The organism is Actinoplanes sp. L3-i22 (assembly GCF_019704555.1).
GTDB lineage: Bacteria > Actinomycetota > Actinomycetes > Mycobacteriales > Micromonosporaceae > Actinoplanes.
Genome location: NZ_AP024745.1, coordinates 10,937,529 through 10,952,399 on the forward strand (window position 1 = coordinate 10,937,529; position 14,871 = coordinate 10,952,399).

Consider the following 14,871-nt stretch of genomic DNA (forward strand, 5'->3'; position numbering starts at 1 on the left):
CCCCCCACATGGATTCCGGGGGGTCGCGTGGGTAGTCACCGCAACGCGCTGGTCGCCGTGGTCCGGCAGGAACTCGCCGAGGCCCGGGGCTCGGCGCGGGCGTTGCTGGCCGCCGCGGAGTCCGCCCGAGGCGAGGCGCAGAACCGGCGCCGGCTGGTCCGGGACGCGTACAGCACCTGTCTGAGCCAGCTCACCGCCGCCCGCGAGGCGGCCCGCGACGACGTGCAGCGGCGCTACCGCGGCGAGGCCACCCGGCTCGCCGGGCACCTGCGCGGCCTGGCCACCTTCAGCGCCACCGGCGCGGCCGGCGCGCCCTGGCGGCTGTGGTCGCCGAGCGAGCCGGACCCGGGCAGCCGCCCCGGGCTGCTGCGGATCGGCGCGATCACGTTCGAGGAGACCGCCGCGTTGCCCGGCCTGGTCCCGCTGCTGGACGCCGTGCACCTGCACGTCTCCGGGCCGACCCGGCAGGTCGACGACCTGATCACCGGGGTGCTGCTGCGGGCGCTGGGCAGCACCCGGGCCGGCGACGTGCACCTGACCGTCTACGACCCGGAGAACCTGGGCGGGACGCTCGCCCCGTTCGCGCCGCTGAACCCGACCTTCGTCGGGCCGGGCGGGCTCGGGTCGCTGCTGAACGATCTGGCCGACCACATCTGCCGGGTGAACGAGTCGCTGGGCGGGCAGTACCCGTCGCTGGCCGAGCTGTCCGCCGCCCGGCCCGGGCCGCGCCCCGAACCGTGGAAGCTGGTGGTGCTGCTCGCCGACCGGGCCACCTCGGGCGAGATGACCCCGGCGCAGCGGGCGCAACTGGACCGGATCGTGCGGACCGGGGTCGCCTGCGGCGTGCACCTGGTGGTCCGCGGCCTGGCCCTGGAGGACGACCCGACGGTCGAGCGGATCGTGGTCCGCGACCAGACCGCCACCTGTGGGTCGCTGGGCAGCCTGGAGATCCGGCTGGACCCGCCGCCCCCGCCGGAGCGGATCGCCGCGTTCTGCCGGACCACCGCCGAGCGGATGCGGGCCGGCCCGGACCCGGCCCGGCTCGCCGACCTGGAGCCGGCCGAGTACTGGGCGGAGTCCTCGATCCACGGCCTGGTCGCGCCGATCGGCGACAGCACCGACGGCACGCTGGTCGAGGTGCCGCTCGGCGACGACCCGCCGCACGCGCTGATCGGCGGGCCGTCCGGCTCCGGCAAGACCAACCTGATCTACACCTGGCTCGGCTCGCTGGCCACCCGGTACGGCCCCGAGGAGCTGGCGCTCTACCTGCTCGACTTCAAGGAGGGCGTCTCGTTCGCCCGGTACGTGCCCGGCCCGCGCGACCCCGGCTGGCTGCCCCAGGTGCGGCTGGCCGGCATCAACGTCAACGGCGACCGCGAGTTCGGCCTGGCCATGCTCCGGCACCTGGGCGAGGAGCTGCGAGTCCGGGCCCAGGCGGCCAAGCGCTTCGACGCCGGCAAGCTCGCCGAGCTGCGCGCCGAGGACCCGGGCGGGCACTGGCCCCGGATCGTCGCGGTGATCGACGAGTTCCAGGTGCTGCTGGACGGCCGGGACGCGGTCGCCGACGAGGCGGTCGGGCTGCTCGAGGACCTCGCCCGGCGGGGCCGCTCGCAGGGCATCCACCTGGTGCTCGCGTCGCAGGACGTGGCCGGGATCCAGGCGCTGTGGGGCCGGGCCGGGCTGATCGCCCAGTTCACCCTCCGGATCGCGCTGCCCAAGGCGCGCCGGATCCTGGCCGACGACAACCTGGCCGCCGCGGTCATCCCCCGCTTCCACGCGGTGGTGAACGCCGAGTCCGGGATGTCCGGCGCGAACCGGATCGTGCGCCTGCCGGACGCCGGGGACCGGAACTCCTGGCGGTCGGTGCAGCGCAAGCTGTGGCAGGAACGGCCGGCCGGCTGCGAGGAGCCGCGGCTCTTCGACGGCGACGCGGTGCCCCGGCTGCCGGCCGCCCTGCGGCCGTCCGGACGACTCCCGTCCCCCGCGTCGCCCGGCGCGCAGGCCGGGTCGTCGCCCGGCGCGGTGCTCGGCGAGCGCATCGACGTGGCCGCTCAGCCGGCCCGGCTGCGGCTGGGCCGGATGCCCGGACGCAACCTCGCGGTGCTCGGCACCCGGGCCGACGAGGCCGCCAGCGTCCTCACCGCGGCGGCGCTCAGCCTGGCCGCGCAGGGCCCGGCGCACTTCAGCGTGGTCTGCCTGGACACCGACCTGGTGCCGGCCGCGGCGCGGCTGTTCACCGAGCTGCCGTCGGCGGACTGGTACGACGCCGGCAACGTCCACTTCGACCTGGGCCCGCGCGACGTCCCGCACTACGTCGTCGGCTTCGCCCTGGACGCGGCCCGCGACCCGGCGCTGAAGAAGCTGCTGGCCGAGGGCCCGGAACAGCGGGTCCACGTGCTCGGCTGGTGGCGCACGGTGCCCCGGCTCCGCGACGACCTGGGCGGGATCGGCGCCCGCTTCGACACCATCGGCGCCTGGGTGGCGCTCGACGTGCACGGGGCCGACCTGGCGCCGCTGCATCCCCAACCCGGGGGGCCGGTCTGGTATCCACGGCCCCGGCGGGCGTTGTTCTTCGACCGCTCGGTGCACCGCACACCCGAAGTCATCATCCCGTACGAGGTGAACAGTGACCACACGTGACCGGCAGCCGCCCGCCCGCGACTACCAGTTGATGGTGAGCGCCCTGGCCGAGGTGACCCGGCGGCGCGACGCCGAGCTCGACGAGGCCGAGCAGGCGTATCAGGACAACGCCGCCCGCGCGGCCGGTGAGCTGGCCCGCGCGGAGAACGACGCGCTGGCCGCGGACCGGTGGGCGGGCGCCGCCGCGGCCCAGGTCCTGGACGTGGACCGGGAGGCGGCCCGGCTCTGGAGCCAGCTGCGCCGGGCCCGCGGGCTGCGGGTCCGGGCGCTCGGCGAGGTGCCGGACCCGGCGCCGGTCGAGGCGCTGCCCCGGGTCCTTCCGCAGCGGCGGCCGGCCGATGCCGATCCGGACGGGATGATCACCGAGCACGGCCGGCAGTCGCCGCGCGCGCTGCTGGCCCGCGCCGCCGACCGCCTCGAGGACCGGATCCGCCCGGGCAGCCGGCGGCCGTTGCCGCGCTGGTCCCTCGCGCTGCTCCCGGTGATCGGCGCGGTGGCCTCGACGCTCGCCGGGCTGGTCGCCGCTGGGCTGGTCACTTTCGGTCATCAGATGGTGTTCGGGGGGCTGCTGATCCGCGGGGCGGGCTGGCTGGTCTTCATCCTGGCGCCGTCCGCCGGGGTGCCGGCCGCGGCGTTCCTCGCCCATCGCCGGCTGCGCGCGCGGCTGGACATCGGCGGAATCGGCCTGACCCTGCTGGGCGGCATGGTCGCGGCGACCTTTCTGTCGCTGTCCTTCGCAACCCATTAACCCCATTTGGTACGGCGTCGGCCTCGGTCCCGTGGCCCTCCGTCGCGAGGCTGCGGCCACCCCGGGCCGCCCGGGCGCCGCGCTCAGGGTCCCGGGGACGCGAGGTCCGCTGTGCTCCGGGTCGCGGCGCGGGCTCGCGCTCCCGGCTGGCACTGAGGGTTGTTCTGCGCGCTGGGAGGAGCCGTGAGTGCCAGCCGGGAAGCGGGGCCCGCGTGGCGGCCCGGACCGGGCCGGAGCCTCGCGTCCGCGGGACCCTGGGCGAGTCGCCGGGGCGGCCCGGGGTGGGCCGGAGCCTTGCGACGGAGGGCCACGGGGCCGGGCTCACGTCGTACCAAATCGGATTTTGAATGTCGAAAGCCCCGGAGCGCACCCCGGGGCTTTCGGATGATCGGACGCGGTCAGTAGCTGTAGAAGCCCTTGCCGGTCTTGCGGCCCAGGTCGCCGGCCGTGACCATCCGCTGCAGCAGCTCGGGCGGGAAGAACTTCTCGTCCTGGGTGTCCCGGTAGATGTTGCCGGCGGCGTTGAGCATGACGTCGAGACCGGTCAGGTCGACGGTGGCGAGCGGGCCCATCGCGTGCCCGAAGCCGAGCTTCATGACGGTGTCCAGGTCGGCGGCGGAGATGACGCCCGACTCGACCAGCTTGATCGCCTCGACCAGCAGCGCCGAGAAGAGCCGGTTGGAGACGAAGCCGGCGACGTCGCGCTTGACCTCGACACAGGTCTTGCCGACCCCCTCGGCGAAGTCGCGCGCGGCGGCCAGCGTCTCGTCCGAGGTCTGGTAGCCGCGGACCAGCTCGACCAGCTTCATCATCGGGACCGGCGAGAAGAAGTGGATGCCGACGACCGACTCCGGCCGCGAGGTGATCGCGGCGATCTGGGTGATCGGGATGGCCGACGTGTTCGTGCCGAGGACCGCGCCGGACTTGCAGATCTTGTCGAGCTGCCGGAAGACGTCGTGCTTGGCCTCGACCTTCTCGAAGATCGCCTCGACCACGACGTCGGCCTCGGCGACCGCGTCCAGATCGGTGGTCGGGGTGATCCGCTGCAGGGTGGCCTCGACGTCCTCCTCGGCGATCCTGCCCTTGGCCGCGAAGCGGGTCAGCGAGTCGCGGACCGCCGCGAGACCGCGCTTGAGCGAGGCGTCGTCGACGTCCCGCATCGTGACCTGCCAACCGGCCAGCGCCGAGACCTGCGCGATGCCGGAGCCCATCAAACCGGAACCGATGACCGCGAGACGACCCGCCATGCTCCACTCCTTTGTCAGATGCGGCCACAGTGTAGCGGTGTTACTTAACGGAAACTTAGGCCCCATGGGTGGGGTTTCCGGTTTTCCGCCGACCCGATTCTCCGGTCACGGACCCGGGTTCGCCGGTCCCGTTCGGGGCAAATCACCGGAATACCGACTGCCGCGGTGCCAGACTGTGCGCATGGCCACGAGCGACGGCTGGTACCTCATCGGACCGTTGATCGCCGTCGGGCTGGTCGGCTTCCTCGGCGCCGTGTTCTGGCGCATGGGCCTGCAACCCACCGGCCCCCACGACGGGGAGTCATTCCGGGACGGGTACGCGGCCGGTCTGGCGATCTTCGGCGAACGGGCCGAGCAGGACGACTACGGCCTGCTCTGGCCCGCCGCGGTCACCGACGAGCCCGAGGTCGCCGACGAGATCCGGCGGTTGCTCAAGGACGCGGGCATCCGGGCCACCCAGGCGACCCGGCGGGACGGGCGGGTCAGCGTGCTGGTCTTCGCCGAAGAGGTGGAGGCGGCGCGGCGCCTGGTCGGCGACTCCCCCAGCCTCTAGCTCCCGCCGTCTCGGCCACGATCAGAAATCGAAGGTCGGCTCCGGCACGTCGGTGCGCTCCACCTCGACACCGAGCCGCGCCAGGTCGGCGACGAAGTCCGGGTATCCCCGGTCGATGTGGTGCACCTCGCCCACCTCGGTCACCCCGTCCGCGCACAGTCCGGCGATGACCAGGCCGGCGCCGGCCCGGATGTCGGTGGCCCGCACCGGAGCGCCGGAGAGCCGCGCCCGCCCGTTGACCACCGCGTGGTGCCCGTCGGTGCGGATGTCCGCGCCCAGCCGGACCATCTCGTTCACGAACATGAACCGGCCGTCGAAGATGTTCTCGGTGATCAGCGACGCGCCCTCGGCGACCGCGGCCAGCCCGATCGCCATCGGCAGCAGGTCGGTGGCGAAGCCCGGGTACGGCAGCGTGACGATGTCGACGTGCCTGGGCCGCTCGGTCATCCGGACCCGGAACTTGTTGTCGCCCGGGTCGACCGTCGCCCCGGCCGACACCAGCTTGTCCAGCGCGATGTCCAGGAACTCCGGCCGCACCCCGTGCACGGTCACGTCGCCCCGGGTCATGGCCGCGCCGTAGGCCCACGTGCCGCCGACGATCCGGTCCCCGACCGTGGTGTGCCGGACCGGCTTGAGCGGCCCGTCCACCCCCTCGATGACCAGCGTCGACGTGCCCGCCCCAGCGATCCGGGCGCCCATCGCGGTGAGCATCTCGCAGATGTCGACGATCTCCGGCTCGCGGGCGGCGTTGTCGATCTCGGTCACGCCCTTCGCCAGGACCGCGGCCATCAACAGGTTCTCGGTGGCGCCGACGCTCGGGAAGTCCAGCCAGATCTTCGACCCGCGCAGCCCGGCCGGGGCCGACGCGATCACGAAGCCGTGCTCGTTGGAGATCTCCGCACCCATCCGGGCCAGGCCGGAGACGTGCATGTCCAGCCCCCGGGAGCCGATCATGTCGCCGCCCGGCAGCGCGACCCGCACGTAGCCCCGGCGGGCCAGCAGCGGGCCGAGCACGCAGATCGACGCACGCAGGCGGCGGACCAGGTCGTAGTCGGCCTCGGCGCCGGGCTCCAGCGGCACGTCGATCACCGCCTCGGTGCCCTGCAGCGTCACCTCACAGCCGAGCCGGCGGAGCACCTCCGCCATGATCGCGATGTCGGTGATCCGGGGAACGTTCTCGACGACGCTGCGGCCCTCGCCGAGCAGAGCCACCGCCATCAGCTTGAGTGCCGAGTTCTTCGCGCCACCGACCGTGACGTCACCGGTGAGCGGCGCGCCGCCCTTGACCCTGATCACATCCACGCGGGCCATCGTAGGAGCCGCGACCCACATCCGCCGCACAGGGACCTCCCCCGTGTCGCGATTCCCACCCCCGGACCGGTCCCGCCGGCTTCTTCGCGGCGTGGATCCCGCGCCCGGGCCGGTCCCGCCGGCTTCTTCGCGGCGTGGATCCCGCGCTCGGGCCGGGCACGCCGCCGGGTGGGCGAGGCGCTTCGTGCTCGGCGGGCGAGGACCTAGGCTCGGGTCATGGCTGTGCATCTCACCCGCATTTACACCCGTACCGGCGACGCCGGCCAGACCCGGCTGGTCAACAACGAGGTCGCGGCGAAGACCGATCCGCGCATCGCGGCATACGCCGACGCGGACGAGTGCAATGCCGCGCTGGGCGTCGCGCTCGCGCTGGGCGCGCTCTCCCCCGAGGTACGAACGGTGCTGGGCCGCATCCAGAACGATCTCTTCGACCTCGGGGCGGATCTCGGCAACCCGCTCGACGAGAACCCGCCGTGGCCGCCGCTGCGGATCACCGAGGAGTACGTGACCCGGCTCGAGGGCTGGTGCGACGAGTTCAACGCCGCCCTTCCCGCGCTGGACAGCTTCATCCTGCCGGGCGGCACCCCGGGCGCGGCGCTCCTGCACGTGGCCCGGACCGTGGCGCGGCGGGCCGAGCGGTCGGCGTGGGCGCAGATCGCGGCCGACCCGGAGCGGACCTCGGTGCTGCCGGCCAAGTATCTGAACCGCCTCTCCGACCTGCTCTTCATCCTGTCCCGGGTGGCCAACCCGGACGGCGACGTGAAGTGGGTCCCCGGCGGCGTCCCCGCCGCCCCGGCAGAGTCCGACGACCCCGCCTGATCCCGATGAGCGGCGCGCTGCACCACGTCGAGCTCTGGGTGCCCGACCTCGACGGGATGACCGGGCCGTGGGGCTGGCTGCTCGGCGAGCTGGGCTGGACCCCGTTCCAGGACTGGCCGGGCGGCCGGTCCTGGCGGCACGGCAACGGCACCTACCTGGTGATGGAGCAGTCGCCGGCGCTGTCCGGCACGGTCCACGACCGGCTCGCGCCCGGCCTGAACCACCTGGCCTTCACCGTCGCCGGCCCGGCCGAGGTGGACCGCCTGACCGCGGCCGCCCCGGCCCACGGGTGGGCGCTGATGTTCGCGGACCGGCACCCGTACGCCGGCGGCCCGGACACCTACGCCGCCTACCTCGAGGACGCCTGGGGATACGAGGCCGAACTCGCGACCTGAACCGGGTCAGGCGGCCGGGAGCTCCACCTGGAGGTCGCCGTCGATCGTGGTGACCGCGTGCCCGCCGAGCAGGGTGCGGTCACCGCGGAGGGCGACCCGGACGAAACCGCCCCGCGCCGACGCCTGGTAGCCGACCAACTCGGCCCGGCCCAGCCGCGCGGCCCAGAACGGCGTCAGCGAAGTATGGGCAGAACCGGTCACCGGATCCTCGTCCACGCCCGCGGCGGGCGCGAAGAAGCGGGACACGAAGTCGTAGCCGGCCGCCGGATCCTCCGCGGCCGCAGTGACCAGCACGCCGCGACCGCTCAGCCGGGCGAGCGCGCCGAGATCCGGGGCGAGCGAACGGACCGTCTTCTCGTCCGCCAGCTCGACCAGCACGTCGTCGGTGACCGGGCCGGTCCAGTGCGCCGAGAGCGCCTCCGCGCCGAGCGCGGCGACCAGCGCCGGGTCGATGTCGAGCGGGCTCAGCGGCGAGGCCGGGAAGTCCAGGGTGATCAGGCCGTCGCCGTCGACGTCCGCGGTGAGGATGCCGCTGCGGACGGTCCGGAACCGTACCCGGCCGTCGATCAGCCCGGCCCGGTGCAGGACATGGGTGGTGGCGAGAGTGGCGTGCCCGCAGAGGGCGACCTCGACCGCCGGGGTGAACCAGCGCAGCGCCCAGTCCGCGTCCGCGCCGGCGGGCAGGCGGTGCAGGAAGGCGGTCTCGGAGTGGTTGACCTCGGAGGCGACCCGCTGCATCCAGTCGTCGGCGGGGAAGGCGTCCCCGTCCAGGATCAGGACTCCGGCCGGGTTCCCGGCGAAGGGGCGATCGGTGAAGGCGTCGACGATTCGAATCCGCATGATTCCGACGCTAGGCCCACGTCCCCCCGCCCACGACAGCCAATCCGCAAGCGGTGGAAGCCCCGCGGCCAACCGCCCACCTCCGCCGGCGCCGCGCCGAACCCGGCTTGGAGGCCGGCGCCCGGGAGCGACTCCGCGTCAGCTTTCGAGCTGGCGGGGGCCGAAGATGGACCGGCCCGGCGAACTGCCCGGATCCCGCGGCGGCCCCGCCTCCAGCCAGGAGAGGAAGCCGGTCACCGTGGTCTCGGCCATGGCGATCTCGAGCTGGGTGTCCCCGGTGTCGCAGCGCAGGATCACCCAGTGGCCGGGCATCGTCAGCCGTTCCGGCCCGGTCGGCAGGCGGCGCTCCGCGATCGTCAGGAGTCGCCGGTCGAGCATCCGTTTCGGGCGGATGGCCAGGCTGAACATCTTGTGGAAGCGCAGCTCGTCACCGACGAACTGGCCCAGGCCCGGCGCCCAGCCCCGGCCGGGCACCATCTTGCTGGTGCGGACCTGCAGGCGAATGGTTCCGCCGCCGAGCATGAGCAGCCGGCGGCGGAAGAAGATCGCGAAGAGGAGTACGAGCAGCGCGACGATGCAGATCCCGAAGACTTCGAGAACCCGCATCGCCGGGGTGTCAGTGCTGCTCGGGAGTGGCCGGCGTCGCGCTCTCGGCGAGCACGGTGACGCCGTTCGCGTCGATCGAGAGGAAGCCCCCGGCGACGTCGTAGGTGAGCTGCTCGCCACCGGCGAGTTTCACCCGGACCTGGGACGGCTCCTTGAGCAGGCCCAGCAGCGGCGAGTGGCCCGGCAGCACACCGATCTCACCCTCGGTGGTGCGCGCGACGAGCATCTCGGCCTCACCGGCCCAGACCTTCTCCTCGACGGCGACGACCTCGACGTGAAGTTGGTTGGCCACGCTGTCTCCCTTTGACGCTGCGAACCGAATGGGTGAAAGTCTAATCGGCGCCGGCCGCGGCCGTTCGCCCGGGGCTAGCTGTTCTTGTTGACGAACTCCGGGTGGGCCAGCAGAAACTCTTGGATCTTGTCCTGCTTGACCGCCTCGAAGAACTGGTCGGACCCGTCCGCGAGCTTCTCCCCGAGGTACTTGTTGCCCTCGTAGAGACCGCCGCCGGACAACTTGATCGAGACCATGCTGTCGGTGTCCAGGCCCTTCAGCGCGAGCCCCCAGTCGAGCACGCTGTGCCCGTTGCCGTCGAAGGTGAGCGCGTCACCGGCGGCGCCGAGGATCTTCGTCATCTTGGCCGGGCTGGTGATGACCCCCTTGGTCATCACCTCCTTCGCCATCGCCTTGATGAACTGCTGCTGGTGCCGCTGACGGTCGTAGTCACTGTTGGGCAGGCCGTACCGCTGGCGGACGTAGTCCAGCGCCTCCCAGGCCTCCAGGTGGTAGGTCCCGGGCTTGTACGTCTTCTGCGGTCCGATGTACGGGTGCGCGCACTGGTTGTTGGAGCACTCCGGGCGGCGCGGCCGCGGCTTCCCGTTCGGCTGGAGATGCTCGGACTTGACCGTCATGTCGATCTTCATCGTCACGCCGCCCATCGCCTCGACGATCTTCTTGAAGCCGCCGAAGTTGATGATCGCGCCGGCGTCGAACGTCTTGATGCCGGTGAGCTGGGTGACCGTCTTCGCCAGCAACTGGAAGCCCTGCTTGACGTCGTGCTTCCCGTTACCGACCGAACTGCCGTACGACATCGCGGCGTTGATCTTGGATTTGCCCCCGCCGAAGCCGGTCTTGGAGAAGGACGGGATGTCCACGTAGAGGTCCCGGGGGATGGAGAACATGTAGACCTGGTCCATGCTCGCCGGGATGTGCGCCACGATGATCGAGTCGGACAGCGGCGCGGTGTGGTCGTCGCGCGGGTCGATGCCGGCCATCAGGATGTTGATCGGGCCCTTGATGTCGGCCGGCGCCGCCTTGGTGGCGCCCGCGGCGGGCTCGCCGATCAGGCTGCCGTCGGCATCGATCGAGCCGGTGTACTTCGAGATCAGGGTCGAGCCGGTGACCAGGACGCCGCCACTGGTCACCATGAGCACGGCACCGAAAATCGCGGACAGTCTGGCCCACAGCGGTGCGCGGCGTTTCCCGGACTTAGCCACCCGATCCCCAAACCCTGACGGAACATGAACACGGGACTACCTCTGAAGCGCGGCCAAGCATACCCAAGGCGAATTTCGCGTTTCTGTCGGCCGTTTTCCCGCGAGCGGTGTCTGATTTGTGGTATTTCATCCCTCAGACAACGAGAAGCCGTGCCGGTTGGTACCGGCACGGCTTCCTGTTCGTCAGACTTGTGAAAAGGCTGAGATCAGCCCTTCATCAGCTCGTGCGCGTTCTTCTCCAGGTCCTCGAGACCGCCGCACATGAAGAAGGCCTGCTCCGGGTAGTTGTCGTACTCACCCTCGGAGATCTTCTTGAACGCCTCGATGGTCTCCTTCAGCGGGACCGTCGAGCCGGGGACGCCGGTGAACTGCTCCGCCGCGTAGGTGTTCTGCGACAGGAACCGCTCGATCCGCCGGGCCCGGGCGACCGTGACCTTGTCCTCCTCGGACAGTTCGTCCATACCGAGGATGGCGATGATGTCCTGCAGGTCCTTGTACTTCTGGAGGATCCGCTGGACCTCACGGGCGACCGTGTAGTGCTCGACGCCGACGTACTCCGGCGCCAGGATCCGCGAGTTCGAGGCCAGCGGGTCCACGGCCGGGTAGATGCCCTTGTCGGAGATCGACCGCTCGAGGTTGGTCGTCGCGTCCAGGTGGGCGAACGTGGTCGCCGGCGCCGGGTCGGTGTAGTCGTCGGCGGGCACGTAGATCGCCTGCAGCGAGGTGATCGCCTTGCCCCGGACCGAGGTGATCCGCTCCTGCAGCTGGCCCATCTCGTCGGCCAGGGTGGGCTGGTAGCCCACGGCCGACGGCATGCGGCCGAGCAGGGTGGAGACCTCGGAACCGGCCTGGGTGAACCGGAAGATGTTGTCGATGAAGAGCAGCACCTCCTGGTTCTGGACGTCCCGGAAGTACTCCGCCATGGTGAGGGCGGTCAGGGCGACCCGCAGACGGGTGCCCGGCGGCTCGTCCATCTGGCCGAAGACGAGGGCGGTCTTGTCCAGCACGCCACCCTCCTCCATCTCCAGGATGAGGTCGTTGCCCTCACGGGTGCGCTCGCCGACGCCGGCGAACACCGAGGTGCCACCGAAGTTACGGGCAACGCGGATGATCATCTCCTGGATGAGCACCGTCTTGCCCACGCCCGCGCCGCCGAACAGGCCGATCTTGCCACCACGCACGTACGGCGCGATCAGGTCGAGCACCTTGATGCCGGTCTCCAGCATCTCGGTCTTCGGCTCGAGGTCCGCGAACGCCGGGGGCTTGCGGTGGATCGACCAGCGCTCCTGGATGTCCAGCGTCGACGGGTCGACGTTGAGCACCTCGCCGAGGGCGTTGAACACGTGGCCCTTGGTGACGTCGCCGACCGGCACCGAGATCGGGGCACCGGTGTTGACGACCTCCTTGCCGCGGACCAGGCCATCGGTCGGCTGCATCGAGATCGCGCGGAGCAGGTTGTCACCCAGGTGCTGGGCGACCTCCAGCGTCAGCGTCTTGGTGCCCTCGGAGAGGGTGACCTCGACGTGCAGCGCGTTGAAAATCGCGGGCATACCGTCACGGGGAAACTCGACGTCGACGACCGGGCCGATGACCCGGACGACACGGCCGACAGCGGTCTCCGCCTTAATGGGCTCAGCAACAGCAGTCATCACACATCACTTCCCGCCGCGGCCAGCGCGTTGGCGCCGCCGACGATCTCACTGATTTCCTGGGTGATCGCAGCCTGCCGCGCGGAGTTCATCTCGCGCGTGTACCGCTTGAGGAGGTCGTCGGCGTTGTCCGACGCGCTCTTCATCGCCCGCCGCCGGGATGCCGACTCACTCGCGGCCGAGTCCAGCAACGCCGCGTAGATCCGCGTGTTGAGGTACTTCGGCAGCAGCGCGTCGAGCAGCTCGTCGGCGTCCGGCTCGAACTCGTAAGCCGCTTGCAGGCCCTCGGACTTCTCGGCCTGCACCTCGACCTGAACCGGCGCGAGCGGCTTCGACTGCGAGGTCTGCGTCATCAGGGACTTGAACTCGGTGCTCACGATGTGCAGCTCGTCCACGCCCGGGATGCCCTCGGGACCGAAGGTGCCCTCGGTCGCCGAACCCGCCGCGAACGCCTCGATCAGACCGTCGCCGATCGTCTTGGCGTCGGCGAACGTCGGGCGCTCGGAGAAACCGGTCCAGCTGGCGGCGATCTCCCGGTTACGGAACCGGTAGTACCCGGTGCCCTTGCGGCCCACCACGTACAGCGCCACCTCCTTGCCCTCCGAGCGGAGCTGAGTGATCAGCTGCTCGGCGGTCCGGATGGCGTTGGCGTTGTAGGCGCCGGCCAGGCCCCGGTCACTGGTGATCACCAGGACACCCGCCCGCTGGACGCGCTCCCGCGCGACCAGCAGCGGGTTGTCCACCGAAGCGTTCGACGCCAGGGCGGCCAGCACCTTGGTGATCGCCACCGAGTACGGCCGAGAGGCGTTGACCCGTTCCTGGGCCTTCGCGATCCGGCTGGTCGCGACGAGCTCCTGCGCCTTGGCGATCTTCTTGGTCGACTTGACCGTTCGGATCCGCCGACGCAGCGCCTGTACCTGACCGGCCATGCCTAGTTACCGCTCTCGGTCGCGGCCGAGCCGGACTGGAACGACTTCTTGAACTCGACGACCGCGCCCTCGAGGCTCGCGATGTTGTCGTCGGTCAGGTTGTTCGTCGACTCGATCGAGGTGTAGACGTCGCTCAGGTTCCGCTTGATGTGCTCCAGCAGCTCCTGCTCGAACTTCCGCACGTCGCCGACCGGGATGTCGTCGAGCTGGCCGGTGGTGCCGGCCCAGATCACGATGGTCTGGTCGGTGACCGAGTACGGCGAGTACTGCGGCTGCTTGAGCAGCTCGACCAGGCGGATGCCCTTCTCGAGCTGGGCCCGCGACGCCTTGTCCAGGTCGGAGGCGAAGGCCGAGAAGGCCTCCAGCTCACGGAACTGGGCCAGGTCGAGGCGAAGCCGGCCGGAGACCCGCTTCATGCCCTTGACCTGCGCCGAGCCACCCACCCGGGACACCGAGGTGCCGACGTTGATCGCCGGGCGGACACCCGAGGCGAACAGGTCGGACTCCAGGAAGATCTGGCCGTCGGTGATCGAGATGACGTTGGTCGGGATGTAGGCCGAGATGTCGTTGGCCTTCGTCTCGATGATCGGCAGACCGGTCATCGAGCCGGCACCCAGCTCGTCGGAGAGCTTGGCGCAGCGCTCCAGCAGGCGGGAGTGCAAGTAGAAGACGTCGCCCGGGTAGGCCTCACGACCCGGCGGGCGGCGCAGCAGCAGCGACACCGAGCGGTACGCCTCGGCCTGCTTCGTCAGGTCGTCGAAGACGATCAGGACGTGCTTGCCGTTGTACATCCAGTGCTGACCGATGGAAGAACCGGTGTATGGCGCGATGTACTTGAAGCCGGCCGGGTCGGACGCCGGGGCCGCGACGATCGTCGTGTACTCCAGCGCGCCCTGCGCCTCCAGGGTGCCCCGGATGCTGGCGATGGTGGAGGCCTTCTGGCCGATCGCCACGTAGATGCAGCGGACCTGCTTGGTCGGGTCGCCCGACTCCCAGTTGGCCTTCTGGTTGATGATCGTGTCGATCGCGACCGTGGTCTTACCGGTCTTGCGGTCGCCGATGATCAGCTGGCGCTGGCCGCGGCCGATCGGCGTCATGGCGTCGATCGCCTTGATGCCGGTCTGCAGCGGCTGCTTCACCGGCTGGCGCGCCATCACGTTCGGCGCCTGCAGCTCGAGCTCGCGGAAGCCTTCGTTCGCGATCTCGCCACGGTCGTCGATCGGGTTGCCCAGGGCGTCCACGACGCGACCCAGGAAGGCGTCGCCGACCGGAACCGAGAGAACCCGGCCGGTGCGCTTGACCGGCTGGCCCTCCTCGATGGTCGCGAAGTCACCCAGGATCACGGCGCCGATCTCACGGACGTCGAGGTTCAGGGCGACACCCAGCGTGCCGTCGGCGAATTCCAGAAGCTCGTTCGCCATCGTCGAGGGCAGGCCCTCGACGTGCGCGATACCGTCGCCCGCATCGGAGACGATGCCGACCTCCTCGCGGGAGACCTCGGGCGAATAGGACGAGACGTAGCGCTCTAGCGCCCCCCGGATCTCGTCCGAGGAGATGGTCAGCTCGGCCATCCTCTGCCTTCTCTGTCTAGCTCGGGACGTCGCCGCCACCGAGGGGCTTCTCGATAAGGAATCGAGGGG

Annotated in this window: 14 protein-coding genes; 5 read left to right on the forward strand and 9 right to left on the reverse strand. The window is 71.0% G+C overall.

What is annotated here, in order from left to right:
• The first annotated feature begins 27 nt into the window (after positions 1-27).
• Entirely contained in the window at positions 28-2,640 is a 2,613-nt protein-coding gene (locus L3i22_RS48365) for an FtsK/SpoIIIE domain-containing protein (RefSeq protein WP_221324121.1), read from the forward strand.
• Entirely contained in the window at positions 2,627-3,388 is a 762-nt protein-coding gene (locus tag L3i22_RS48370; RefSeq protein ID WP_221324122.1) for a hypothetical protein, read from the forward strand. Before L3i22_RS48365 ends, L3i22_RS48370 begins: the two co-directional genes overlap by 14 nt.
• Before the next feature lie 398 nt (positions 3,389-3,786).
• Here L3i22_RS48370 and L3i22_RS48375 read toward each other — a convergent pair whose 3' ends face one another.
• Positions 3,787-4,635, reverse strand: coding sequence for a 3-hydroxyacyl-CoA dehydrogenase family protein (locus tag L3i22_RS48375; RefSeq protein WP_221324123.1), 849 nt, complete (start codon positions 4,633-4,635; stop codon positions 3,787-3,789).
• Between the two features lie 181 nt (positions 4,636-4,816).
• Here L3i22_RS48375 and L3i22_RS48380 point away from each other — a divergent pair, with 181 nt between their 5' ends.
• Entirely contained in the window at positions 4,817-5,188 is a 372-nt protein-coding gene (locus tag L3i22_RS48380) for a hypothetical protein (RefSeq protein WP_221324124.1), read from the forward strand.
• Positions 5,189-5,209: 21 nt separating this feature from the next.
• Here the strand turns inward: L3i22_RS48380 and murA are convergent, their stop codons facing one another.
• The gene (murA, locus tag L3i22_RS48385) at positions 5,210-6,520 is read right to left on the reverse strand and encodes a UDP-N-acetylglucosamine 1-carboxyvinyltransferase (protein ID WP_255658787.1); all 1,311 of its coding nucleotides are present in this window, start codon (positions 6,518-6,520) and stop codon (positions 5,210-5,212) included.
• A gap of 195 nt (positions 6,521-6,715) precedes the next feature.
• Between murA and L3i22_RS48390 the strand changes: the two genes are divergently transcribed.
• Positions 6,716-7,318, forward strand: coding sequence for a cob(I)yrinic acid a,c-diamide adenosyltransferase (locus L3i22_RS48390; RefSeq protein ID WP_221324126.1), 603 nt, complete (start codon positions 6,716-6,718; stop codon positions 7,316-7,318).
• A 5-nt stretch (positions 7,319-7,323) separates the two neighbouring features.
• Positions 7,324-7,713, forward strand: coding sequence for a VOC family protein (locus tag L3i22_RS48395; RefSeq protein WP_221324127.1), 390 nt, complete (start codon positions 7,324-7,326; stop codon positions 7,711-7,713).
• Between the two features lie 6 nt (positions 7,714-7,719).
• Here the strand turns inward: L3i22_RS48395 and L3i22_RS48400 are convergent, their stop codons facing one another.
• The 7 genes from L3i22_RS48400 to atpA all read right to left on the reverse strand — a co-directional run bounded on the left by L3i22_RS48400 (position 7,720) and on the right by atpA (position 14,802).
• Entirely contained in the window at positions 7,720-8,553 is an 834-nt protein-coding gene (locus L3i22_RS48400; RefSeq protein ID WP_221324128.1) for a PhzF family phenazine biosynthesis protein, read from the reverse strand.
• Positions 8,554-8,691: 138 nt separating this feature from the next.
• Complete coding sequence (locus L3i22_RS48405; protein ID WP_221324129.1) at positions 8,692-9,159, reverse strand: DUF2550 domain-containing protein; 468 nt, start codon at positions 9,157-9,159, stop codon at positions 8,692-8,694.
• A 10-nt stretch (positions 9,160-9,169) separates the two neighbouring features.
• Complete coding sequence (locus L3i22_RS48410) at positions 9,170-9,451, reverse strand: F0F1 ATP synthase subunit epsilon (RefSeq protein ID WP_014694384.1); 282 nt, start codon at positions 9,449-9,451, stop codon at positions 9,170-9,172.
• Positions 9,452-9,525: 74 nt separating this feature from the next.
• A complete protein-coding gene (locus L3i22_RS48415) occupies positions 9,526-10,584 on the reverse strand; it encodes an LCP family protein (protein ID WP_221330516.1) in 1,059 nt (352 codons plus the stop codon).
• A gap of 275 nt (positions 10,585-10,859) precedes the next feature.
• Positions 10,860-12,302 carry a F0F1 ATP synthase subunit beta gene (atpD, locus tag L3i22_RS48420; protein WP_221324130.1) on the reverse strand — a complete coding sequence of 481 codons (1,443 nt, stop codon included), beginning with the start codon at positions 12,300-12,302 and terminating at the stop codon, positions 10,860-10,862.
• Positions 12,302-13,231, reverse strand: a complete 930-nt coding sequence (locus L3i22_RS48425) for a F0F1 ATP synthase subunit gamma (protein WP_221324131.1) — start codon at positions 13,229-13,231, stop codon at positions 12,302-12,304. Before L3i22_RS48425 ends, atpD begins: the two co-directional genes overlap by 1 nt.
• Before the next feature lie 2 nt (positions 13,232-13,233).
• The gene (gene atpA, locus L3i22_RS48430) at positions 13,234-14,802 is read right to left on the reverse strand and encodes a F0F1 ATP synthase subunit alpha (RefSeq protein ID WP_221324132.1); all 1,569 of its coding nucleotides are present in this window, start codon (positions 14,800-14,802) and stop codon (positions 13,234-13,236) included.
• Positions 14,803-14,871 lie beyond the last annotated feature (69 nt).